The organism is Rhodococcus rhodochrous, assembly GCF_900187265.1.
Taxonomy (GTDB): domain Bacteria; phylum Actinomycetota; class Actinomycetes; order Mycobacteriales; family Mycobacteriaceae; genus Rhodococcus; species Rhodococcus rhodochrous.
In genome coordinates, this window is record NZ_LT906450.1 from 909,478 (window position 1) to 932,721 (window position 23,244).

General features: G+C 68.3%; 21 protein-coding genes. 9 read left to right on the forward strand and 12 right to left on the reverse strand.

Annotation, left to right across the window (positions count from 1 at the left end; genetic code table 11):
• The first annotated feature begins 8 nt into the window (after nt 1-8).
• The gene (locus CKW34_RS04245) at nt 9-998 is read left to right on the forward strand and encodes an alpha/beta hydrolase (protein ID WP_430716389.1); all 990 of its coding nucleotides are present in this window, start codon (nt 9-11) and stop codon (nt 996-998) included.
• Nucleotides 988-1,854, forward strand: a complete 867-nt coding sequence (locus CKW34_RS04250; RefSeq protein ID WP_059384208.1) for an oxidoreductase — start codon at nt 988-990, stop codon at nt 1,852-1,854. Before CKW34_RS04245 ends, CKW34_RS04250 begins: the two co-directional genes overlap by 11 nt.
• Nucleotides 1,855-1,905: 51 nt before the next feature.
• Here CKW34_RS04250 and CKW34_RS04255 read toward each other — a convergent pair whose 3' ends face one another.
• From CKW34_RS04255 to CKW34_RS04275, 5 genes are all read right to left on the reverse strand, one after another.
• Entirely contained in the window at nt 1,906-2,340 is a 435-nt protein-coding gene (locus CKW34_RS04255; RefSeq protein ID WP_059384207.1) for a GNAT family N-acetyltransferase, read from the reverse strand.
• Nucleotides 2,341-2,388: 48 nt separating this feature from the next.
• A complete protein-coding gene (locus tag CKW34_RS04260) occupies nt 2,389-3,123 on the reverse strand; it encodes an aspartate/glutamate racemase family protein (RefSeq protein WP_059384206.1) in 735 nt (244 codons plus the stop codon).
• 6 nt (nt 3,124-3,129) lie between these two features.
• A complete protein-coding gene (locus tag CKW34_RS04265) occupies nt 3,130-4,647 on the reverse strand; it encodes an NCS1 family nucleobase:cation symporter-1 (protein ID WP_059384205.1) in 1,518 nt (505 codons plus the stop codon).
• Nucleotides 4,648-4,783: 136 nt separating this feature from the next.
• On the reverse strand, nt 4,784-5,506 hold the full coding sequence (locus CKW34_RS04270) for a GntR family transcriptional regulator (RefSeq protein WP_059384284.1): 723 nt from the start codon (nt 5,504-5,506) through the stop codon (nt 4,784-4,786).
• Between the two features lie 102 nt (nt 5,507-5,608).
• Nucleotides 5,609-6,790 (reverse strand): RNA polymerase sigma factor, encoded by a 1,182-nt coding sequence (locus CKW34_RS04275; RefSeq protein WP_059384204.1) that lies wholly within the window; start codon nt 6,788-6,790, stop codon nt 5,609-5,611.
• Between the two features lie 167 nt (nt 6,791-6,957).
• On the opposite strand from CKW34_RS04275, the gene CKW34_RS04280 reads away from it, so the two are divergent.
• Together CKW34_RS04280 and CKW34_RS04285 are read left to right on the forward strand one after the other, a co-directional pair.
• Nucleotides 6,958-7,845, forward strand: coding sequence for an oxidoreductase (locus tag CKW34_RS04280; RefSeq protein ID WP_059384203.1), 888 nt, complete (start codon nt 6,958-6,960; stop codon nt 7,843-7,845).
• 61 nt (nt 7,846-7,906) lie between these two features.
• Nucleotides 7,907-8,703, forward strand: a protein-coding gene (locus CKW34_RS04285) for an IS5 family transposase (protein ID WP_414896221.1) whose coding sequence is annotated in 2 segments (ribosomal slippage) — nt 7,907-8,243 and nt 8,243-8,703 — 798 coding nt in all. Because the reading frame shifts where the segments join, the coding sequence is not laid out codon by codon here.
• A 49-nt stretch (nt 8,704-8,752) separates the two neighbouring features.
• Here CKW34_RS04285 and CKW34_RS04290 read toward each other — a convergent pair.
• The 3 genes from CKW34_RS04290 to CKW34_RS04300 form a co-directional block, all read right to left on the reverse strand.
• Nucleotides 8,753-11,044: a DEAD/DEAH box helicase gene (locus tag CKW34_RS04290; protein WP_059381847.1), complete on the reverse strand. Its 2,292-nt coding sequence runs from the start codon at nt 11,042-11,044 to the stop codon at nt 8,753-8,755.
• Between the two features lie 79 nt (nt 11,045-11,123).
• The gene (locus CKW34_RS04295; RefSeq protein WP_059381846.1) at nt 11,124-11,546 is read right to left on the reverse strand and encodes an organic hydroperoxide resistance protein; all 423 of its coding nucleotides are present in this window, start codon (nt 11,544-11,546) and stop codon (nt 11,124-11,126) included.
• Nucleotides 11,543-12,007, reverse strand: coding sequence for a MarR family winged helix-turn-helix transcriptional regulator (locus tag CKW34_RS04300; protein WP_059381845.1), 465 nt, complete (start codon nt 12,005-12,007; stop codon nt 11,543-11,545). The genes CKW34_RS04295 and CKW34_RS04300 overlap by 4 nt, the downstream gene beginning before the upstream one ends.
• Before the next feature lie 150 nt (nt 12,008-12,157).
• Here CKW34_RS04300 and CKW34_RS04305 point away from each other — a divergent pair, with 150 nt between their 5' ends.
• A complete protein-coding gene (locus CKW34_RS04305; RefSeq protein WP_059381844.1) occupies nt 12,158-14,587 on the forward strand; it encodes an ATP-dependent Clp protease ATP-binding subunit in 2,430 nt (809 codons plus the stop codon).
• 64 nt (nt 14,588-14,651) lie between these two features.
• On the opposite strand, the gene CKW34_RS04310 is transcribed toward CKW34_RS04305, so the two are convergent.
• Together CKW34_RS04310 and treS are read right to left on the reverse strand one after the other, a co-directional pair.
• The gene (locus tag CKW34_RS04310) at nt 14,652-16,046 is read right to left on the reverse strand and encodes a maltokinase N-terminal cap-like domain-containing protein (protein ID WP_059381843.1); all 1,395 of its coding nucleotides are present in this window, start codon (nt 16,044-16,046) and stop codon (nt 14,652-14,654) included.
• Complete coding sequence (treS, locus tag CKW34_RS04315; RefSeq protein ID WP_059381842.1) at nt 16,043-17,866, reverse strand: maltose alpha-D-glucosyltransferase; 1,824 nt, start codon at nt 17,864-17,866, stop codon at nt 16,043-16,045. Before treS ends, CKW34_RS04310 begins: the two co-directional genes overlap by 4 nt.
• A gap of 125 nt (nt 17,867-17,991) precedes the next feature.
• Between treS and CKW34_RS04320 the strand changes: the two genes are divergently transcribed.
• The gene (locus tag CKW34_RS04320) at nt 17,992-19,176 is read left to right on the forward strand and encodes an acyl-CoA dehydrogenase family protein (RefSeq protein ID WP_174479598.1); all 1,185 of its coding nucleotides are present in this window, start codon (nt 17,992-17,994) and stop codon (nt 19,174-19,176) included.
• A gap of 55 nt (nt 19,177-19,231) precedes the next feature.
• On the opposite strand, the gene CKW34_RS04325 is transcribed toward CKW34_RS04320, so the two are convergent.
• Both CKW34_RS04325 and CKW34_RS04330 read right to left on the reverse strand, forming a co-directional pair.
• A complete protein-coding gene (locus CKW34_RS04325; protein ID WP_059381840.1) occupies nt 19,232-19,693 on the reverse strand; it encodes a PPOX class F420-dependent oxidoreductase in 462 nt (153 codons plus the stop codon).
• Between the two features lie 23 nt (nt 19,694-19,716).
• Nucleotides 19,717-20,121, reverse strand: coding sequence for an SRPBCC family protein (locus CKW34_RS04330; RefSeq protein WP_059381839.1), 405 nt, complete (start codon nt 20,119-20,121; stop codon nt 19,717-19,719).
• A gap of 162 nt (nt 20,122-20,283) precedes the next feature.
• On the opposite strand from CKW34_RS04330, the gene CKW34_RS04335 reads away from it, so the two are divergent.
• From CKW34_RS04335 to CKW34_RS04345, 3 genes are all read left to right on the forward strand, one after another.
• Entirely contained in the window at nt 20,284-20,892 is a 609-nt protein-coding gene (locus CKW34_RS04335; RefSeq protein WP_059381838.1) for an acetate uptake transporter, read from the forward strand.
• A 235-nt stretch (nt 20,893-21,127) separates the two neighbouring features.
• Entirely contained in the window at nt 21,128-22,225 is a 1,098-nt protein-coding gene (locus tag CKW34_RS04340; RefSeq protein ID WP_059381837.1) for a 3-deoxy-7-phosphoheptulonate synthase, read from the forward strand.
• 82 nt (nt 22,226-22,307) lie between these two features.
• Nucleotides 22,308-23,192, forward strand: a complete 885-nt coding sequence (locus tag CKW34_RS04345) for a glycosyltransferase family 2 protein (RefSeq protein ID WP_059381836.1) — start codon at nt 22,308-22,310, stop codon at nt 23,190-23,192.
• The last annotated feature ends 52 nt before the right edge of the window (nt 23,193-23,244 follow it).

Here is a 23,244-nt window from a genome sequence, read left to right on the forward strand (position 1 = left end):
TTGTGACGATTTCGGCGAGAACCGGAACACGTCGGCGGGGGGGACGCGCTCTCGTGCGGCTGCTGGTGGCGGCACTGGTGCTTCCGCTGGCGCTCGCGTTCAGTGGGCTCGGCGCCGGCACGGCTGCGGCCGATCCGTACGAACGCTTCCACGAGGACATGGTCGCCGCCCCGGGCGGGGTCGGGGCGATCAAGGTACGCATCTGGCGGGCGAACAACGGCAGCAACAAGGCCGTCTATCTGCTCGACGGTCTGCGCGCCACCGACGACGTGAGCGGCTGGGAACACGAGACCAACGCGGCGTGGCTCGCCGATCACGGCGTCAACGTGATCATGCCGGTGGGCGGCCAGTCGAGCTTCTACGCCGACTGGTACGCGCCGAGCAATTTCAACGGCCAGCCCTACACCTACAAGTGGGAGTCCTTCCTCACCCAGAACCTCCCCGACCATCTCGCGAACGTCTACGGCATCGACCGCAGCAACAACGCGGTGGTCGGGCTGTCGATGGGCGGTAATGCGGCGCTGATCCTGGCCGCCTACCACCGCGACCAGTTCAAGTTCGCCGGCTCGCTCTCGGGTTACCTCAACCTCTCGGCCCCCGGTATGCGCGAGGCCATCCGTCTCGCCATGCTCGACGCCGGCGGATACAACTCCGACGCGATGTGGGGACCGCCCTGGGACCCGGCGTGGCTGCGTCACGACCCGTTCGTCGCGGCGCCGCAGATGCGCGGACTGCCGATGTGGATCTCCGCGGCGAGCGGTCTGCCCGGCCAGTACGACCGGCCGAACTCGCTCGTGGGCAGCTTCAACACGACCAACGCCATGGGTCTCGAAGCGCTCGCCCGCACGCAGAACCGCGCCTTCCAGGTGCGCCTGCTGACCCTGGGTATCGACACCGCACACTTCTCGTTCCCGATCGTCGGTACCCATTCGTGGGGTTACTGGCAGGACGAGCTGTGGGCGATGCTCCCGATGCTCAAGTCCTCGATTGGCGCCTGACGCCACCACATCGCTGGTCGGCCGCACCGTCGTCGTGACGGGGGCCACCAGCGGTGTGGGCGAAGCAACGGCCCGCGCCCTCGGGGCTGCCGGCGCCACCGTCGTCCTTGCCGGTCGCAACCTCGACCGGGGCAAGCGCATCGCCGACGAGATCGGCCCCCGGGCCGAGATGATGCCGCTCGATCTCGCCGACCTCTCGGCGATCCATGCCTTCGCGGACGCCTTCGCCGATCGCCGGATCGATGTCCTGGTCAACAACGCCGGGGTCATGGCGGTGCCGCTGCGTCGCACCGCCGACGGGTTCGAGATGCAGATCGGAACGAACCATCTCGGACACTTCGCCCTGACCGGACTGCTGTTGCCGCGTATCACCGGCCGCATCGTCACGGTGTCGAGCGCCGCCCACCTGATCGGCCGGATCGATCTCGACGACCTCAACTGGGAGCACCGCCCGTACAATCGCGCCGCGGGGTACGCACAGTCGAAGCTCGCGAACCTGTTGTTCGCGCTCGAGCTCGAACGACGCCTCGCCGCTGCCCGCTCACCGCTGCGCGCCGTCGCGGCCCATCCGGGCTACGCGGCCACCGAGGTGGGCAGCCACACCGGGACGTGGTTCGACCGGCTGTTCGGTTTCGGCAAGAAGATCCTGCAGCGCACCCCGGACCAGGGGGCCGAATCGGTCGTGCTCGCCGCCTCCGATCCGGGCATCGCGGGCGGCTACATCGGCCCGCGCTTCCTCCTCTTCGGCGCGCCCGGTGTCGCCACCGTGGGTCGTCGCGCCCGCGACCGCGAGACCGCGGCGCGGCTGTGGGAGTTGTCGGAGAAGCTCACCGGAGTGCACTTCGAGATCGACTGATACGCGTCGTCGCCCGCACCCCGTGACCGCCGCCCGACGGGCGCCCCGCGGTCACGGGGTGCGGCGCATCGGCACGTGGTCGATCCCGGCCTCGAGATAGTTCGCTCCGGTGCGCACGAACCCGAATCGCGCGTACCAGTGCTCCAGGTATGCCTGCGCCGAGATGTCGACCACCCCCGGGCAGGTCCCGAGCGCCGCCTCGATCAGCTCCGCGGCGAGGCCGCGCCCGCGTGCGTGCCGGGCGGTGGCGACACGACCGATATGGGCGACGTCCCCGTCGTCGTGGAGCACGCGCAGCGTCGCGAGGACCTCGTCGCCCTCCCGTGTCCAGAACAGTTCGGTGGTCGGGTCGAGATCGCGGCCGTCGAGTTCCGGTTCACTGGTGATGCCCTGCTCGAAGACGAACACGTCGGTCCGCAGGGCGACGATCCGGTACAGGCTCTCGGGGTCGGTCTTCCTCAGCGGTGCATGGTGGATGGACGGCACGCCCCGATCGTAGGGGGATCCACCCTCCGGGGAGGACAGGGGCGGGCTTCATCCGCCCGTCGTGAACCCGTCGAGCAGTCCCGCATAGCGCTTCGGTGGGGGCGTCGCGAACTCGCCTCGCTTGCCGGTCGCCAGGCCCATCGTGACCAGCGACTGCACGGTCAGCGTCGCGGCCGCGACACCGTCGACCACCGGCACCCCGATCTCCGCGGAGATGTGGGCGCACAGGTCGGCCATCCCGGCGCAACCGAGCACGATGGCGTCGGACCCGTCCTCGTACAGGGCGTCGAGGCACGCCTCCGTGACGATCTTGCGTGCGTCGGGATCGCTGTCGAGGGCCAGCACCGGCAGGTCGCACGCGTGCACGCCCCGGCACGCGTCGCCCATGCCGTAGCGGTGCGCGAGGTCCCACGCGCGTCCGGTCGTGCGGGCCAGCGTCGTGACGACGGAGAATCCGCGCCCCAGGACCGCGGCGGTGTGCATGGCGGCCTCGGCGATGCCGACGACGGGCCCACCGGCGAGCTCGCGCGCCGCGTCCAGTCCGGGATCGCCGAAGCACGCGATGACGTAGCCGTCGACGCCGTCGCGTTCACCCTTCTCGATCTCGGTGAGGATGCCCGGCACGGCGAGCGCCTCGTCGTAGTGGCTCTCGATCGACGGAGGCCCCATCGAGGGGCTGACCGCCTCGACGCGTGTGCCCGGGCCTGCGACGGCCCGGGCACACGCCTCGATCGTGGCGGTCATCGACCACGTGGTGTTCGGGTTGACGACCTTGATGAACATGGAGGATCAGACTGCTTCCTGTGCGACCCGGTCGGGGAGACGGACTGCGAGACGAGTGCGGGTCGCGAGCAGGTGGTAGACGGCGAAGCCGAGACCGCAGCCGATGAACCAGCTGTACTGGGCGGCGGTACCCATACCGGGAGCATCGTTGAACAGCACGGGAATCATCGCGACCACGGCGCCGACGACGGTCGCGATCACCGCGGCCGGGTTGTAGCCCTTGCGGTAGAAGTACGCGCCCTTCTCCGACATCGTGAACAGGTCGTCGACGATCACCCTCTGCTTGCGCACGAGGTAGTAGTCGGCGATGAGGATGCCGAACAGCGGACCGATGAACGCACCCAGAGTTTCGAGGGTGTAGTGGATGACCTCGGGGTTGTTGTACAGATTCCACGGGGTGATGAGCACCGAGCCCACCGCGGCGATCATGCCGCCGGCGCGCCAGCTGATCTTCTGCGGGCTGACGTTCGAGAAGTCGAAGGCCGGGGAGATGAAGTTCGCGACGATGTTGATGCCGATGGTGGCGATGGCGAAGGTCAGTGCGCCGAGCACGATCGCGAAGGTCGAATCGATGCGGGCGACGGTCTCGACGGGGTCGGTGATCAGTTCACCGTAGACGGGCAGTGTGAGCGACGCGGTGATCACCACGAGCAACGAGAAGACCAGGAAGTTCACCGGCAGACCGAGGAAGTTGCCCTTCTTCACCGCGGCGTAGGACTTCCCGTACCGGGAGAAGTCGCCGAAGTTGAGCATCGGGCCGGAGAAGTACGAGACCACCAGGGCGATCGCGCCGAGCATGACCGGCACCGACGACCAGCCGGTGTGCGTGACCTCGCCGAGGGTCAGATCGATTGCGCTCCAACCGGACTGGGAGATCAGGTAACCGCACAGCAGGAACATCACGACGTAGACGGCCGGGCCGCAGAAGTCGATGAACCGTCGGATCGACTCCATGCCGCGCCAGAACACGCAGGCCTGCAGCACCCAGAGCGTCAGGAAGCTGACCCATCCGAGTGCGGACAGGCCGGCGAACCCGTAGTCCTCGACCACCGCGTAGGGCGCGAGCGAGGGGAACAGCTTGATCAACACCACGTCGAGTGCCGCCGAGGCGAGGAAGGTCTGGATCCCGTACCACGCCACCGCGATCAGACCGCGGATGATCGCGGGGATGTTCGCGCCGAGGACACCGAAGACGCTGCGGCAGATCACCGGATAGGGCACGCCGGTGACCTGGCTGGGCTTGGCGACGAGATTGCAGAAGAAGTAGACGATCGTGATGCCCACGAGCAGGGCCACGAGGACCTGCCAGCTGGCCAGACCGAGAGCGAACAGGCTGCCGGCGGTGACGTACCCGCCCACGCTGTGGACGTCGGACATCCAGAACGCGAAGATGTTGTACGAACCCCACCGCTGGTTCTTCAGCGGGGCGAGGTCGTCGTTGGTCAACCGCGGGTCGTATCCGGTCGCGGACGGCGGGGGTGCGGCGGGGACGTCACCGGCGCTCGGTGTCAGCACTTCGGTCATGCCTGCTCCTGTGCGAGGGGGAGCCGCCCGTGCCCCGGTGTGAGGCCGGTGGGCGGAGTCGAATCGATCGACGGAACATCAACGGCGGTGGTGAATTCCGATGTACAGACCGTAACGGGGCGATATTGCCGGAGAGTTACCCGAACTGTATATCTTCCGCGGGCAGCAGACCGGACTCGGCGGTGAGGCCGGAGATGGCTACGTCGAGGTGCCGATTGTGGTGTTCGGACGCCGCGAGCAGCGCGTCGGTGTCGCGCGCGAGGAAGGCGGTGAGCATCGCCTCGTGCTCGCGATGGAGCTCGGCGCGTTCGGAATCGCTCACGTGCACCATCGGCTGCACGGGTTCGGTGATGTTCCAGGCGTATTCGAGCATGTGCAGCAGGCGGTGCATGCGGGACGGCCGGGTCAGAGCCATGTGGAAGACGCGGCTCTCGCGGTGATAGCCACGCGAGTCGCCTTCCCGCACAGCGCGTTCGAGAAGGAGATGCGACTCCTCGACGCGCCGGTCGTCCTCCTCGGTGGCGTTGCGTACGGCTGCCGCGAGCGACGCCGATTCGAGAGTCTCACGGACGAGGTACATCTCGCGTAGTTCCGCGATCGTCAGCTGGGCGACGATGTACCCGTGGTTCTGCCGGTGGGTCACGAGACCTTCGCCGATGAGGGTCTTGAGCGCCTCCCGGACCGGGATGCGGCTGACCCCGAACAATTCTGCGACCTCCCCGACGGGAATCGGGGTGCCCGGGGGAGCGGCTCCGGAGAGGAAGGCGCGGCGCAACTCCTCGAGGATCACGTCCTGCGGGCGGCCCGGCACGTCGACGCGCAGCTCGTCCAGCAACGCGGATCTACGGCGTGGTGCCACGACCGGGTCCTCCTTCGTCACCGGGATGCGAGTGCTCGACTCCGCGAAGGTAGACCCGTCGTGTTACGTCCTCGTCTCCACTGTGTGACGGGGGTGCGCACCTCACGCGCCGCCGCGCGGAGGGAAGGTCGGCAGCGTGGGCATCGGCCGCGGTGTGGTGGGTGCACCCGTGGTGGTGGGTCGGGGCGTCCCGGTGCTCGGCGCGTCGCTCTCCTCCGTGTCCCGGCGAGGACGGTCCTCGTCCGGCTCGGTCCCGCGCCCCGGCCCGCCGCGCCTGGTGAAGCCCCCGGCGGTCGACGTCGCCGTGGTGGTGGGGGCGGCGGTGGTTTCCGCAGCGGACTCGGCGGTCGGTGCCGAGGTGCTGGTCGCCACCGGGGCGTCGACCTCGGGTTCGTCCGGCGTCGTCTCCGCAGGCTCGGTGGTCGTCGTGGTCTCGGCCGGCGCCGCGGTCGTGGTCGTCGCGACCGGCGACCCGACGTCGAGCGTCGGCTCGGCGGCAGGACGCAGGACCGGTCGCTCGACGGATTCGGCCTGAGGGAACACGAACAACGCACCGACGCCCAGCACCGCGAACGCCGCGATCGATGCCGCGATGACGGGAACGGTGCGCTTCGCGCGACGGTCGCGACGGGGGAAGCCCTCCCGGTCCAACGGTTCGAGTCGACGCCCGAGATCGAGCAGTTCCGCCTCCGAGGGCTGCACCGCGAGCAGCCGTCCCCGCAGGTGCGCGGGTAGCGGGGTGAAGGGGAGAAGCGAGAACGTTCCGAGCGCGTTCGGCACGCGGGGCACCGCGCGGTCGACGAAGTCCTGCGCATGGGCGAGGACACGTCCGTCGCCGGCGGAACCGAGCATCGCCTCGATCTCGTGGGACGAGAAGTGATGCCGCACCGTGAGGTCGACGACCTCGCGGGCGGTGCCGTCGAGCAGGTGGACCGCCTCCCGGACATCGAGTACGTCGGAGGCGGCCTGATAGGCGGGGTCGGCCGCGGGGAGATATTCGAGTGCGGAGCCGGTGCGCTCGAGCGCGCGGATGCATTCGGCGCGGACCACGGCGTAGAGCCAGGCCCGGAGGAGACCCTCGTCGCGCAGCGACCGGATCCGCGCGGTCGCCGTCCAGACCGCGTCGTACACGACGTCCGATGCCGACGACACGGCGACGAAGCCGCACGCGTACGCGTACAGGCCGGGGGCGAAACGGTCGAAGACCGCTGCCGTGGCGTCCGGCTCCCCGTTCCGCAACGCTGCGGCGAGTTCGCGGTCCGGACGTCCGGGGTGGTGCCCCATCGATGGAACCTCCCTGTCGTGCATGCGCCCCCGCGCGCGTGCGGTCGTGAGTTCCGGGGAAGTCTACGAGCAGGTGCGTCCCACGGCGAGGACGAGATCCACCGGGCCCGTCGATGCCGGAAACGGGGGGTGTCGCCACGCGGCGCGCGTCCGTAGGGTGGGCGGACATGGGGTGGACCACGAACGATATTCCGGATCAGTCGGGACGCACGATGGTCGTGACGGGGGCCAACAGCGGGCTCGGTGCCGAGACCGCCCGGGCGCTGGCGCGCGCCGGTGCCGAGGTGGTGCTCGCCTGCCGCGATGTCACCAAGGGCGAGGCGGTTGCGGCCGACCTCGGAGACCGCGTCACCGTGCGACGTCTGGACCTGGCGGATCTCGCGTCGGTCCGTGCGTTCGCCGACGAGGTGCGTGCCGAGCACGAGCGCATCGACGTCCTGGTCAACAATGCCGGTGTCATGGCGGTGCCGCTGCGGCGGACGGCCGACGGTTTCGAGATGCAGATCGGGACCAATCACTTCGGTCACTTCGCGCTCACCGGGTTGCTGCTCGATCGCATCTCCGATCGGGTGGTGACGGTCAGCAGCACGATGCACCGCTTCGGCAGCGTCGATCTCGACGACATCGACTGGGAACGCCGCCGCTACGAGCGGTGGCTCGCCTACGGGCAGTCGAAGCTCGCGAACCTGCTGTTCGCGTACGAACTGCAGCGGCGCCTGACCGCCGCCGGATCGAACGTGAGGTCGCTTGCCGCCCATCCGGGTTATTCGTCGACGAATCTGCAGTACCGCAGCGAATCCTGGCACGGGAAGATCGTCGAACTCGTCACCCCGATCATCGGGCAGTCCCCGCAGCAGGGTGCGCTCCCGACGCTCTACGCGGCGACCTCGCCGGATGCGGAGCCGGGCGGCTACTACGGGCCGGATTCCTTCTTCGAGATGCGCGGTCACCCGAAGCGGGTGCAGTCCACCTCGCGGTCACGCGACGAGATCCTGGCGCGCAGGTTGTGGGAACTGTCGGAGCGGCTGTGCTCCGTCGAGTTCTCGATGCCCTAAGAGCATGTCTCTTATGGCCTAGATCGTTTGTGCGGCATAATGCACTGCCGTGGTCGATGCGTTGTCTTCCCGGCTGGTACCGGATGCGTTGTGGGAGATCGTCGAACCGTTGCTGCCCGAATTCCGGGCGCGGCCCCAAGGCGGCGGCCGGGCGGCGATCGATGATCGGGCGGTGTTCACCGCGATCGTCTACGTGCTCACCAGCGGCTGTGCCTGGCGGCACCTGCCACCGTCGTTCGGGGTCAGCGTTCCGACCGCACACCGCCGCTTCACCACCTGGGTTCGGGCCGGGGTGTTCGACGAGCTGCACCGCCGGGTCCTCGATCGGCTCGGTGCCGGTGGGGACCTGGACTGGTCCGCCGCGATCCTGGACGCAGCGCACGTGCGGGCGAAAAGGGGGGCTCTCTGACCGGTCCCAGCCCGGTCGATCGAGGCAAGAACGGCTCGAAGATCCACATCCTCTCCGATGCCGACGGCATTCCCCTCGTCACGGCGGTGACCTCGGCGAACACCCACGACAGTGTCATGCTGCAACCCATGGTCGCTGCGATTCCGGCGGTGCGTTCGCGTCGCGGTCCGCGGCGCCGCCGACCCGGCCGGTTGCGGGCGGACAAGGGTTACGACTATCCCGTGCACCGCCGGTGGCTGCGGGCCCGGGGCATCGTTCCGCGGATCGCCCGCCGCGGCGTCGACAGCAGCGAACGCCTCGGCCGTTACCGGTGGAAGATCGAACGCACCCTGGCTTGGCTGAGCGGCTATCGCCGGCTGACGATGCGCTACGAACGTCACGGTGAGAACTTTGCTTCCTTTCTCCAACTCGCCGCTGCGCTGACCTGCTTCAAGAAACTCACCAAATGAGACATGCTCTAAAGCTCTCGATCCCGTAGATCCTGCAGGTCGGAAGTTCTCAGGTCAGGGTGAACGAGACCGGCGGCAGATCGTCGCGTCGGCACAGTCCGGTCTGATCCACGAGATCGAGGGTGCGCAGATAGCGCCGGACCAGATCGCCCGCCGAGAGCCCCGCATCCGAAGCGGTGCGCAGGGCGGCGGCGAGTCCGTCCCCGCGCGCCCAGCGGTGGATCGCGGCGACGGCGATCGGATCCGGATCCGGCCCCACCTCCAGGCCGAGACGCTCCTCGTGTCCGGCGAGTTCGCTCCATAGCCGTGAGGTCGCGCGCAACGCTTCGTCGATCGCCGGGGTGGTGCGTCCCGGGACTCCGACTGTGCGGCGACGGGTCTCGCCCAGAGCGCTCGAGGCGACGGCGGCGAGCTCGGCCGGCGTCAGGCCCGACCACGCGCCCGTCCGCACACATTCGGCGACGAGAAGGTCGTTCGCGCAGTAGATCCGGCCCAGGCGACGACCGTCGTCGGTGACGTAGGCGGATCCGCCCATCGGGTCGCGGAGCAGATAACCCCGCTCCTCGAGCAGGTCCAGGGTGCGATCGAAGGTCTCGACGAGGCGGCCGGTGACCGAGTCGATCTGCGACCGCATCCGTTCGGTGTCGCCGTGCACCGCGGCGCGCCGCGCCGAGAGGGCGAGGAGGCGCTCCCTGTCGCCGCGTCGATGCGCGGGATGCGAACGTACCGCCCGTGCCAGCGACGTCACGAGTTCGGCCGAACCGGAGCGCCGTGCTTCGGCGAGCCGGTCGCACAGGTGCCGGTACTCGGTGAAACCCTCGACGTCCTCGAGTTCGGTGTCGAGATCGCGCAGCGCCGTCGTGTTCGCGCGGACGGCGTCGGTGAGCGCTGCGACGGACCGTTCGGCCTGGAACTGGGCGAACGAGCGTCGCAGAAAGTCACGGGAGCCGGGGATGCCGCGACCGGCGACCAGGTTGACCGCGGTGTTGTAGCCGACGCGCAGCGAACTGTGCAGCGGGTACGAGCGTGCGCCGGCGAGACCGGCGACGGTCGCGGGGGCGGCCTCGGGACTCCACAGCACGACGGCGTGGCCTTCGACATCGATGCCGCGTCGGCCGGCGCGACCGGTGAGCTGGGTGTATTCGCCGGGGGAGAGGCGCACCGGGCCGTCTGCGGTGGGTTTGACGAGGCGTTCGAGGACGACGGTGCGCGCCGGCATGTTCACCCCCACGGCGAGGGTCTCGGTGGCGAACACGACCCGCACGAGACCGCGGGCGAACAATTCCTCGACGGTGTGACGGAAGGCCGGGATCAGGCCGGCGTGGTGCGCGGCGAAACCGCGTTCGAGTCCTTCGAGCCACTCGATGTGACCGACGGCGTCGAGATCGGCGGGCGGCAGGGCGGCGGTGTGCCGGTCGGCGACCGCGCGGATCTCGGCGACGTCGGCGGCCTCGGTGAGGCGGACCGACGAGTCGAGGCATTCGGCGACGGCGTCGTCGCAGCCGTTGCGGCTGAACCGGAACCAGATGGCCGGTAACAGTTGTTCGGCCTCGAGGCGGGCGACGACCTCGGGCAGGTCGGCACCGGCCGGTCCGCGTGTGCGTCGCCGTCGCCGCCCACGGCCGGTCGCGGGGCCGGGTGCGGCCTCGACGAGCTGACGGTGGGCGATGTACCGCTCGAGGGTCTCGTCGACGGTGCCGGACGGGGACAGCAGGTCGAACAGCCGCCCGCCGGCGAGCATGTGCTGGGTCAGCGGGACGGGCCGGGTCTCCTCGACGACGACCGCGAGGTCGCCGCGGATGCCGCGCAGCCAGCCACCGAACTCCTCGGCGTTGCTCACCGTGGCGGACAGGCTGGTCAGCCGGACATCGTCGGGGAGCGAGAGGATCGCTTCCTCCCACACTGCACCGCGCTCGCGGTCGGCGAGATAGTGCACCTCGTCCATGACGACGTGGGTGAGTCCGCGCAGGAGCGGAGAGCCACCGTGAAGCATGCTGCGCAGCACTTCGGTGGTCATGACGACCACGGGTGCGTGCGGATCCAGCGAGATGTCGCCGGTGAGCAGACCGACACGGTCGTCGCCGAACCGGCGCGACAGGTCGAGGTACTTCTGGTTGCTCAGCGCCTTGATGGGGGTGGTGTAGAAGCAGCGTCCGCCCGCTACGAGCGCGAGACGGGCGGCGAACTCGCCGACGACGGTCTTGCCCGCCCCGGTGGGAGCGCAGACCAGGACGTCGCGGTCGTCCTCGAGGGCGCGGCAGGCCTCGACCTGGAAGTCGTCGAGGGGGAAATCGAGTTCGGTCGCGAACAGCGAGAGCTGCGACCGGTCCTGCGTGCGCACGTGTCCACGCTACGGGTCGGCGCGGACACGTGCGCAGCGCAGGGGGAACGTCACTCGCGCGTCATCCCTCGGGGATGACTCACTCGTCCGTCACCTCGAGGGTGACGTCGATGTTGCCGCGGGTCGCGTTGGAGTACGGGCACACCTGGTGCGCCTTCTCGGTGAGCTCGAGCGCCTTGTCGCGGGGGAGGTTCGGCAGGGTCACCTCGAGGGTCACGGCGAGACCGAATCCGCCACCGTCGGTCGGGCCGATGCCGACGCGGGCGCCGACCGCGGAGTCGCTGATGTCCGCCTTCTCCTGCCGGGCGATCATCTGCAGCGCCGAGTGGAAGCACGCGGCGTATCCGGCGGCGAAAAGCTGTTCGGGGTTGGTGCCCTTGCCGCTGCCACCCATCTCGGTGGGGAGGGCCAGGTCGACGTCGAGCTTGCCGTCGCTGGTGCGGGCGTGGCCGTCGCGGCCTGCTCCGGTGGCGAGTGCTTCGGCGGTGTAGATGATGTTCACGGTGTCCGGCCTTTCTTCGAGAGTGCGCCGGGTGCTTCCTGCAACGCGGCGGTCAGGCGGTGGAGCGTCTCGCGTAGCGCGACCAGTTCGTCGACGTCGAACCGGCTGTCCCGCGTCACGCAGCCGGGGATGTCCGCGGCTTCTGTCCGGAGTGCATCTCCCGCTTCGGTGAGGTGGACGACGACACGACGTTCGTCGGTCCGCTGCCGGCGTCGTTCGACGTATCCGGCGGCCTCGAGCCGTTTGAGCAGGGGGGACAGTGTGCCCGTGTCGAGATCGAGCGAGTCGCACAGATCCTGCACGCCTCGTGCATCGCTTTCCCACAGTGCCAGGAGCACGAGGTATTGCGGGTAGGTGATGCCCAGCCTGTCGAGGTGCGGCCGGTAGGCGGCCGTGATGGTGCGGGAGGCGCGGTAGAGCGCGAAGCACACCTGCTGGTCGAGTTCGAGTGGAGACGGCACGGGAATGAATGTAGTGCCCCGTTTTGTTGTGCACAACATTAATGGCCACAACTCGATGCGTGTTCCGGATCACTTCCATGTGGGAATTGAGGGAACACTGGGCACGTTAGTTGAGTGAGAATGGCTCAAGTTCGACAGAAAGGCTTCGGAATGCCGGCATTCTTCGGGCCTGGTGGCCCCGGCCGAATCGACATCACTCGTTTCATGAGCCGCGGTACCCAGGATCTCCTCGCCCACGCAGCGCGCTACGCCACCGACCGTGGTGACGCGGAACTCGACGTGCTGCACCTCCTCCGCGCGATGGCGGAGCAGGATCCGTCCCGCACGGTCATGACGCGCGCCGGAGCCGACCCCGCCGACGTCGCTGCCGCCGTCGACCAGCGGCTGCCGCAGAGCCGCCCCGGTGAGGCCGTCTCCGCACCCGCACTGACCGGTGCCGTGAAGACCGCACTCCTCGAAGCGCACCAGCTCTCGCGTGCGCTCGGCTCCACCTACATCGACCCCGAGCACCTGTTCTTCACGCTCGCGGCCGACCAGACCCGCGCTCCCGGACGTCTGCTGGCGTCCCTGGGCGTGACCCCGCAGGCGTTGCAGACCGCACTGCAGCCCACCCCCGCGGCTCCCGCCGCGGAGGAAACCCCGACGCCGACACTCGACAAATTCGGCGTCGACCTCACCGAGCGGGCGCGCGGCGGCGGCATCGACCCCGTCATCGGCCGTACCGACGAGATCGAGCAGACGATCGAGATCCTCGCGCGACGCACCAAGAACAACCCGGTGCTCGTCGGTGAGGCCGGCGTCGGCAAGACCGCCATCGTCGAAGGACTCGCCCAGCGCATCGTCGACGGCGACGTCCCGGACATCCTGCAGGACAAGCGGATCGTCCAGCTCGACCTGACGGCGATGGTCGCCGGAACCCGCTACCGGGGCGACTTCGAGGAACGCCTCACCACGGCGCTCGACGAGATCACCGCCCAGCAGGGCAAGCTCATCGTCTTCATCGACGAGATCCACACCGTCGTCGGCGCGGGCGCCGGCAACGAGGGCGCGATGGACGCGGCGAACATCCTCAAGCCGAAGCTCGCCCGCGGTGAACTGCATGTCGTCGGGGCGACCACCCTCGACGAGTACCGCAAGCACATCGAGAAGGATCCGGCGCTCGAACGCCGTTTCCAGCCCGTCACGGTCGACGAGCCCGCACGCGACGACGCCGTCGCGATCCTGAAGGGTCTCGCCGATCGGTACGCCGAGTTCCACAAGGTCCGGTACACCGACGAAGCGCTCGAAGCGGCCGTCGACCTGTCGATGCGGTACCTGCCCGACCGGCACCTGCCGGACAAGGCGATCGACCTCGTCGACCAGGCCGGTGCACGACTGCGCCTGCGGGTGCCGCGCACCGACGTGAGCGAACTGCGTTCGAGGCTGGACGAACTCGAAGCGGAGAAGGATCGGGCCGTCGAGGCCGAACAGTACGAGGATGCCTCGCGCATCCGCGACGAGATCCTTCGCATCCAGGCTCGGATCGACGGTGGCGACAGCGAGGGCGACGGAGAGGGAACTCCGACCGTCGACCCGGAGCTGATCGCCGAGATCGTCTCGCGGGCCACCGGAGTCCCCGCGTCGCGGATGACCCGCGCCGAGAAGGAGAGGTTGCGCACTCTCGAGGACGAGCTGCACAAGCGCGTCGTCGGACAGGACGAAGCCGTCCACGCCGTGGCACGTGCCGTGCGGCGCAGCCGCTCCGGCATGAGCGACCCGCGTCGTCCGGTGGGCAGCTTCCTGTTCCTCGGTCCCACCGGCGTCGGCAAGACCGAGCTCGCGAAGGCCCTCGCCGAGGTGCTCTTCGGTGACGAGCGCACCATGCTGCGCATCGACATGAGCGAGTTCGGCGAACGCCACACCGTGAGCCGGCTCGTCGGTGCCCCTCCCGGCTACGTCGGCTACGGCGAGGCCGGGCAGCTCACCGAACAGGTGCGTCGTCACCCCTACTCGGTGGTGCTGCTCGACGAGATCGAGAAGGCGCACCCGGACGTGTTCAACACGCTGCTGCAGGTCCTCGACGACGGTCGCCTCACCGACGGTGAGGGACGCACGGTGGACTTCACCAACACCGTCGTCATCATGACCAGCAACCTCGGTTCGGACATCATCTCGAGCCGTGGTGGCGCGCTCGGCTTCACCACCGGTGACGCCGAGGCGGCCGAGAAGCCGCTGCGCGACCGGGTCATGGGACGGCTGCGCGAATCGATGCGGCCGGAGTTCCTCAACCGCATCGACGAGATCGTGATGTTCCGCAAGCTCGACGACGACCAGCTGCACCGGATCACCGAGCTGCTGCTCGACGACAGCCGGAAGCGGCTGCAGAGCAAGGGGATCGATCTCGAGTTCACCGCCGACGCGGTGGAGTGGATCGCCCGCAACGGTCATCAGCCCGAGTTCGGTGCCCGTCCGTTGCGCCGCTCGATCTCCCGGGTGGTCGACGATCGCATCGCCGACATGCTGCTCGACGACGCACTCGCCGAGGGCAACCGGGTGACGGCGGACGTCGTCGACGACGAACTGTTGCTCCAGGTGAGCTGACCCGCGCAACGAGGAAGGGGAGAGATGCCACGGCATCTCTCCCCTTCCCGTGTTCGGACAGCGGTCAGCGGGCCGTGAGGCGACGGATCGCCTCGAGCGGCAGGTGCAGCCACGAGGGGCGGTGTCGCGCCTCGTAGACCACCTCGTAGACCGCCTTGTCGAGCTCGTAACCGCGCAGCAGGACGTCGGAGTCCCGCGGATCCGTGCCCGAGGCGGCCGCGTAACCGTCGCAGAAAGCAGCGCAGTTGCGTTCGGCCCACTCGCGGGCCCGGAACTCCCGCTGCGACTCCACGGCCGCGCCCTGTTCGGATTCACGGATCGAGTGGTGTGCGGCGTAGTCGAACGACCGCAGCATTCCTGCCACGTCCCGGAACGGGCTGTCGGGCTTGCGGCGCTCCTCGAGGGATTTCGCGGGTTCGCCCTCGAAGTCGATGAGCAGCCAGCGTTCGGGAGTGCGCAACACCTGCCCGAGATGCAGGTCGCCGTGGATGCGGTGCACCCGCACCTTGCCCAGCGCGGCGACCTCGTCGAATCGGGCCCGGACCGCGTCGGTGAGTTCGACGAGGTCGGGGACCTCTGCCGCCGCGGCCTGGAACCGGTGGATCATGCCTTCTGCCAACTCGGAGGCGTCGCGTTCGTCGACGCCGAGCGCGGAGCCGAGATGGGCGTGCACATCCGCCACGGCCGCGCCGATGCGGTGCGAGTCCCCGGCGAAATCGGTGCCCACCTCGTCGGCGCGCAGGTCGCCTTCGAGGAGCAGGTCCCGGACGCTGCCGAGCGCCATCGACCAGCCGTCGGCCGAGTTCGCCGCGAAGTCCTGCACCATCGCCAGCGTGGTGCGGACCCCGTCGACCTCCGCTTCGATCCACGCCCGGATCGGGGCGATCGACCGGCATCCGTCCTCGCCGAGGGCGAGCGGCAGCTCGACGTCCGGATTGATGCCGAGCGTGAGCCGACGGAACATCTTGAGCAGCAACTTCTCTCCGAGGACCACGGAGGTGTTGGACTGCTCCGCGCTCAACGCGCGCCCACGTAGGCCCGGTTCGATGACCGAACCCGGCACGGTGTGGAGCTCCACCGGGCCGGCGGGGGTGCCGTTCGCCAGATTGCGCGAGTACCGGTCGAGGATCTCCTGATCGCGGAGGCCGTCGTAGACGTGCAGGCCGCGATCCTGGGAATCGTCGGGACCGACCACGCTCCACGACTGCAGTTCCTCGGGGAGATGGGAACGGAAACCGAGAGGCACCTGATAGATCTGGTCCGCCGTCGAGTCGAACGAGACCTTCACGATCACATGATCGGCCCCGAAACCGGGTTCCTCCACGAGCGGATGACGCAGGACGACACCGACCCCGGTGATGGTGTGGCCCTTCGCCGCGAACCATCGCTGGTGCGGCATCCACTCACGCAGGTCCTCGACGAGCTGCGCGTCCGGATAGAGCTCGTTGTCGGCGGTCATGGCTGGACCGCCGCTTCTGCTTCGCTGCTCACCGGATGTTCGCCCGGTCCCTCCTTCGACGGGTCGGGTTGCAGGGCGAACCAGAAGAATCCGTGACCGGGCAGGGTGATCATGTAACCCTCCTCCGTGATCGTCGGGAACGGGACGGACCCGGTCAGCTCCACAGGGATCCACCCCGCGAAGCGCGACAGATCGAGAACGACCGCCTGCGGATAACGCGACAGGTTGTTCACACACAGGATGACGTCGCTGTAGTTGCGTTCCGGACCGGGCGACATCTCACGCAGATAGGACAGGATCGCGGGATTCGCGCTGCCGAGTTCGGTGAACGAGGCCTTGCCGAAGGCGGGATGCTGCTTGCGGACCTGGATCATCCGCCGCGTCCAGTGCAACAGCGAGTTCGTCGAGTTCATCTGCGATTCGACGTTCACCGCCTGGTACCCGTAGGTGGGATCCATGATCACCGGCAGGTACAGCCGGGCCGGGTCGGCGCGGGAGAAGCCCGCGTTGCGGTCGGGGGTCCACTGCATCGGGGTCCGTACCGCGTCGCGGTCGCCGAGCCAGATGTTGTCGCCCATGCCGATCTCGTCGCCGTAGTACAGGACGGGGGAGCCGGGCAGGCTCAGCAACAGAGCGGTGAAGAGCTCGAGCTGGTTGCGGTCGTTCTCCAGCAACGGGGCGAGGCGACGGCGGATGCCGATGTTGGCGCGCATCCGTGGGTCGGTGACGTACTCGGCGTACATGTAGTCGCGTTCCTCGTCCGTCACCATCTCGAGGGTCAGCTCGTCGTGGTTGCGGAGGAAGATGCCCCACTGGGCGGTCTTCGGGATCGGCGGGGTCTGGGCGAGGATCTCCGAGATCGGGAAACGGTTCTGCCGCCGCACCGCCATGAAGATGCGTGGCATCAGCGGGAAATGGAAGGCCATGTGGCACTCGTCGCCGATCTCGGGTTCGCCGAAGTACTCGACGACATCGGTGGGCCACTGGTTCGCCTCGGCCAGCATCACCCGGCCGGGATATTCGGCATCCATCACCGCACGGCACTTCTTGAGGAAGGCGTGCGTCTCGGGAAGGTTCTCGCAGTTGGTCCCCTCGCGCTCGAACAGATAGGGGACCGCGTCGAGGCGGAACCCGTCGATGCCGAGATCGAGCCAGAAACGCAGGACGTCGAGCATCGCGTCCTGGACCTCGGGGTTGTCGTAGTTCAGGTCGGGCTGATGCGAGAAGAACCGGTGCCAGTAGTACTGCTTGCGTACCGGATCCCACGTCCAGTTGGACGTCTCGGTGTCGACGAAGATGATGCGGGCTTCCTGGTACCGGTCGTCGACATCCGACCACACGTAGAAGTCGCCGTACGGCCCGTCGGGGTCGCTCCGCGATTCCTGGAACCACGCGTGCGTGTCGGACGTGTGGTTCATGACCAGGTCGGTGATGACGCGGATACCGCGCTTGTGCGCCTCGTCGAGGAAGATCACGAAATCCTCGACCGTACCGAATTCCGGTAGCACAGCACGGAAGTCGCGGATGTCGTAACCGCCGTCGCGGAGCGGTGAATCGTAGAAGGGCGGCAACCAGATGCAGTCGGCACCGAGCCACGCGATGTAGTCGAGTTTCTCGGTCAGCCCCCGCAGGTCGCCGGTGCCGTCGTTGTTCGAGTCGTTGAAAGCGCGGGCGAGGACCTCGTAGAACACCGCGGTCTTGAACCAGTCCGGGTCGACGGGCAGGCTGCGCGCATGGGCGAAGTCCTCGGCCCGGCTCTCGACGAGATGACCGTCTTCGGTGTGTTCGTAATCGGGTACTCGGTCGGACGGATCCGGCATGGCACCTCCGTGCTCGTCGCGTCGCAGGATGGACTCGCCCCAGAATGCCCCGGCGGACCGATTTCCACACCCGTACCGGACGGAACGCTATGTGAGTGCACATGTGCGCCGATAGATTGGCGGGCATGACTGCGAACCGGCCCGAAGGGCGGGTGGCCGAACTGTGCACCCGCATGCGTTCGTTCATCGACGACGAGGTGATTCCTCTCGAACCCGTCCTTAGCCGCCACGACGACAAGGCCGCCGAGGCGCTCGCCGGTCTGAAGGGCAGGGCGAAGGAACTCGGGCTGTGGGCCCTGGGGCATCCCGAGGAGATGGGCGGGGGCGGGGTTCCCTTCCTCGACTTCGTCTACCTCAACGAGATCATCGGCCGCTCCGAGTACGGCCAGCTCGCAGTGGGATCGGTGTCCATGCAGGACGCCCTGATGATCCAGCGGCACGGCACCGCCGAACAACGCGAGCGCTGGATCCCGGGGCTCGTCTCCGGCGATATCCTGCCCTCCGTCGGCATGACCGAACCGGAAGTGGCGGGATCCGACCCCGTGCTCGTGCAGACCACCGCCCGGCTCGAGAACGGCGAATGGGTGATCGACGGGCACAAGTGGTTCACCACCGGTGCCGCGCAGGCCGGCTATTGCACGGTCTTCGCCCGGACCGAACCCGAGTCGACGCCGCTGCACCGCAGCATCAGCGCGATCATCGTGCCCATCGACACCCCCGGACTCGAGATCGTGCGGGCGATCCCCACGATGGGTCACGACCCGAGCGATCACTACGAGGTGCGGTACAGCGGGGTGCGGGTTCCCGAGAAGAACGTGCTCGGCGAACGCGGCAACGGCTTCGTCGTCGCGCAGGACCGGCTCGGGCCGGGCCGGATCTTCCACTGCATGCGGTGGCTCGGCCAGGCCCAGCGGGCCTTCGAACTCATGTGTGCCCGCGCCAACTCCCGATTCGCCCACGGTTCGCTGCTCGGCGAGAAGGGGGAGATCCAGCGCTACATCGCCGAATCCGCCGCCGACATCCAGGCCGCACGTCTGATGACCCTGGACGCCGCGCGGGTGATGGACGCGGGGGAGGACGCCCGGGTGCAGATCGGGCTCGTCAAGTTCCGCGGCGCGCAGATGCTGCACGACGTCGTCGACCGTGCGATCCAGGTGCACGGGGCGCTCGGTCTCACCGCCGACACACCGCTCGAGGGGATGTACCGGCGGGCGCGTTACGCCCGCATCTACGACGGTCCCGACGAGGTGCACCGGATGTCCACGGCACGGCGGATGCTGCGCGACCCCGAACGCGTGCCGTGGCGGTAGACCGCCGGCCGCGCGCGAGCGGCTCTCTGCACCAGAGAGTTTCGGCGCGAGGTCGTCATGCCGTTTCGGGCGGGAAGCCTCCCGTGGCCACCGGACCCCAGCGGGTCGGGGTGATCCGGATCAGCGACTTGCCCTGATCGCGCATGGCCTGCCGGTACTCGTCCCAGTCCGAATGCTCACCGGCGATGTTGCGGAAGTACTCGACGAAGGGTTCGACGTCGTCGTGGGCATCGATCACCTCCGCGGTCCCGTCGATCTGCACCCACGCGTCGTTCCAATCGTCGGACAACACGACGACACCGACCTCCGGCCGGCTACGGGCGTTGCGGGTCTTGGCACGCCGGGGATAGGTCGCGATCACGATGCGCCCGCTGTCGTCGACGCCGCCGGTGACGGGGGAGGCCTGCGGTGTGCCGTCGTCGCGCTGCGTCATGAGGATCATCCGGTGGCGCGGCCGGACGAAGTCCAGCAATTCCTGCAGGCCGACTGCGGTGTTGGTTGCGATCTTGCGGGCCATTCACGTTCTCCTGTTCCGATGGGTCACGACTCGAGGAGCGCCGCGAGTCGCGCGAGGTCCTCTTCCACCATGCGCGTGTCGCGGTCGAACTCGTCGTCGGTCGGATCGATCTGCCGGACGGTGAAGACGACCTCGGCACCGTCCGGATGGGGGAGTACCCGCATCGGATTGTGCACCGTCGTACCCGACGGCAGTGTCACCTCGTGGTCGAGCACCCCGTAGTCGTTGGAGCCGACGAACCGCACGGTGACCTCGCCCATCGGGGACTCCGCGACGAGGGCGTCGCCGACCCGCCGTACCTCGCTCCGCGCCAGGCCGGCCGCCCACTTCGGCAGGTTGTCGGGATCCGCGGCGAACTCGTAGACCCGGCGCGGTGCGCACCGGACGACCCGAGCGACATGGCGGCTGCGGACGACGTGCGTGCTCATATTCGCAACACTAGGAGTTCGACGGGGTGATCGCCGACGGAAATCGGCTTCCCGTTTGCCGCACGCACACCGGTTGCCGGGGCGCACACTGGAAGTGTTCGAACCATCCGAAGTAGGCCCGGGAGCCTGCGCCGGGTTCTCCTCCTCCGAAGGAGCCGGCGGATGTCGTACACCGAAGACGACCCCAACGAAATCGCGGTCCCCTTTCACCGAGGCGCCCACATCGCCGATCCCGGCCCCCTGGGTCTGGCAGCCTTCGCTCTCACGACGTTCATCCTGTCCTGCGCCAACGCCGGGTTCATCTCGGCGGAGGCGGAAGCCGCCGTCTTCGGGGTGGCGTTGTTCTACGGCGGTCTCACACAGCTCGCCGCGGGAATGTGGGAGTTCCTGAAGGGGAACGTCTTCGGGGCGACGGCCTTCAGCTCGTACGGCGCGTTCTGGCTGAGCTTCTGGTATCTCGTCACCTACACCGCAGAGGAGATGGGTGCCGAGAGACACGTCGGGGTGGGCATCTTCCTGCTGGCCTGGACCATCTTCACCGTCTACATGTGGTTCGCCAGTACCCGGATCAGCGCGGCCCTGTTCGCCACCTTCTCGGTGCTGCTCGTCGCCTTCGTCTTCCTCACTCTCGGAGCGCTGCTGGAGCAGACCGGTCTGACGAGGGTCGGTGGTTATTTCGGACTCGCCGCCGCCGGTGCCTGGTACACCTCCGCTGCCGGGGTCCTCAGCACGACCTTCGGTCGCGTCGTCCTGCCCACGGGTCCACGCTGACGGACACCTCTCCGTCTCCCCCTCCCCGGGGTGGTTTGACAGGCGTGTCGGCCGTCCTGGTAAAGTCCGGAGTTATGCAGCGTGCATATTTCTGGTTTAGCAGGCCGGCCCGGGGTGGGTCGGTCGGCGTGACCACGCGCTGACTTCTTCACCTACGAGCCGGATCCAGACCGGCTCGTCGGAATCTCAGGTTCTCTCGGGTCGGACTCCGAACCACCGAGAACAGGAACCATCGATGAGCCCCAGCACCGGAACCGCGAGCACCGGAATCTCCACGTCGAATCTCGACGAACAGCGCACCGTCAAGGTCAGCCCCCTCGTCGCCCCCTCCGAGATCCGCGCCGAGTACGCACCCGACGCCGTCGTCGCAGCGACCGTCCGCTCGGGTCGCGCCGGCACCGTCGACATCCTCAACGGCGCCGACGACCGCCTCGTCGTCGTGGTCGGCCCCTGCTCCGTGCACGACCCCGCCGCCGCGATGGACTACGCGCGCCGTCTGGCCTCCAAGGCCGAGGAACTCCGCGACGACCTGCACGTCGTGATGCGCGTGTACTTCGAGAAGCCGCGCACCACGCTCGGATGGAAGGGCCTGCTCAACGACCCGCACCTCGACGGCACCTTCGACATCAACACAGGCCTGCGCATCGGCCGCAAGCTGCTGCTCGACGTCTCCGGTCTCGGCCTGCCCGTCGGTTGCGAGTTCCTCGACCCGATCCTCCCGCAGTACTACGCCGACCTGGTCACCTACGGAGCCATCGGTGCCCGCACCGCCGCGAGCCAGGTCCACCGCCAGCTGTGCAGCGCGCTGTCCATGCCCGTCGGCATCAAGAACTCCACCGAAGGTGACGTGCAGGTCGCGGTCGACGGCACCCGCGCCGCAGCGGCCAGCCACGTCTTCCCCGGCACCGACCTCGACGGTCAGGCCGCGCTCATCGAGACCGTCGGCAACCCGGACTGCCACGTCATCCTGCGCGGCGGCAGCGCCGGCCCGAACTACGACGCCGAGACCGTGGCCGACACCATGGCCCGCCTGCGCAAGGCCGGTCTGCCCGAGCGTGTCGTCATCGACGCGAGCCACGGCAACAGCCGCAAGGACCACAACAAGCAGGTCGACGTCGTCACCGATGTCGCCGAGCGCATCGAGGCCGGCGAGAAGGGCATCGTCGGACTGATGCTCGAGAGCTTCATCGAGGCGGGACGTCAGGACCTGACCCTCGGCGAGGCCGACAAGCTCGACTACGGCAAGTCGATCACCGACGCGTGCATCGACTGGGACACCACCGCCGCGCAGCTCGATCGCCTCGCGCAGGCCGTGCGCGCCCGCCGCGGCTGATCCCCGTCTCCGGCACGAAGGGCCGGCGGAGTCGTCAGCGATGACGAACGCCGGCCCTCGTCGGTCCGGTAGCGTCGTTTCCATGGCTACGAACAGGTTGTCGATCGTCGTGCCGGCCCACAACGAGCAGCGATACATCGCGCAATGTCTCGCGGCGCTGCTCGCCCAGAAGTCGGAGATCCACGAAATCCTCGTCGTGGACAACAATTCCACCGATCGAACGGCGCAGATCATCGAAGCCATCGCCGCCGGTGAGCCCCTCGTGCGACGGATCGTCGAACCACGGCCGGGTGTCGCATTCGCGCGCAATGCCGGATTCGATGCGGCCACAGGAGATCTCATCGGCCGGATCGATGCCGACACGCGGGTTCGTCCCGGGTGGGCGCACACCGTCCGCAGCTTCTTCGCCCGCGACGACACCGCGGAGGTCGGCGCGATCAGCGGACTCGGCAATTCCTACGATTCCCCCTACCGCGGGCTCAAGCAGTGGTACATCGACAAACGGGTCGCGCAAGGAGTATTCGGCGGTGAACGACGGATCGACAATCTGCACGGCGCGAACATGGCACTGCGACGCTCCGCGTGGGAACGGGTCCGTGACGTCGTCAGTACCGACCCGAAGATCCACGAGGACATCGACCTCGCCCTGTGTCTCCGCGAGGCGGACATCGAGATCGCCCAGCTCACCGAACTGTTCGTCGACGTCTCGCCGCGCCGTGCCTACACACCGCCGAGCGAGTACGCGGCCTATATCCGATCGGGCATCGACACCTTCGAACTGCACGGCAGGCTCACGCCGCAGATTCGCAAACTCGTTCGTCTGCAGTCGTATCTCCACGTGATCGCGTATGCGGCATACCGCCCCTACGATCGCGAGCTGGGCAGGTTCACCCTCCGGCGGGCGATCTTCGGCTCACGTGGACGCGCCATGCCGATCGACATGCAGGCACGCACGACATCTGCGTGACAACGGCGCCCCGACGGCGGCGGCCGGGACGCCGCAGGGCGTCCCGGCCACA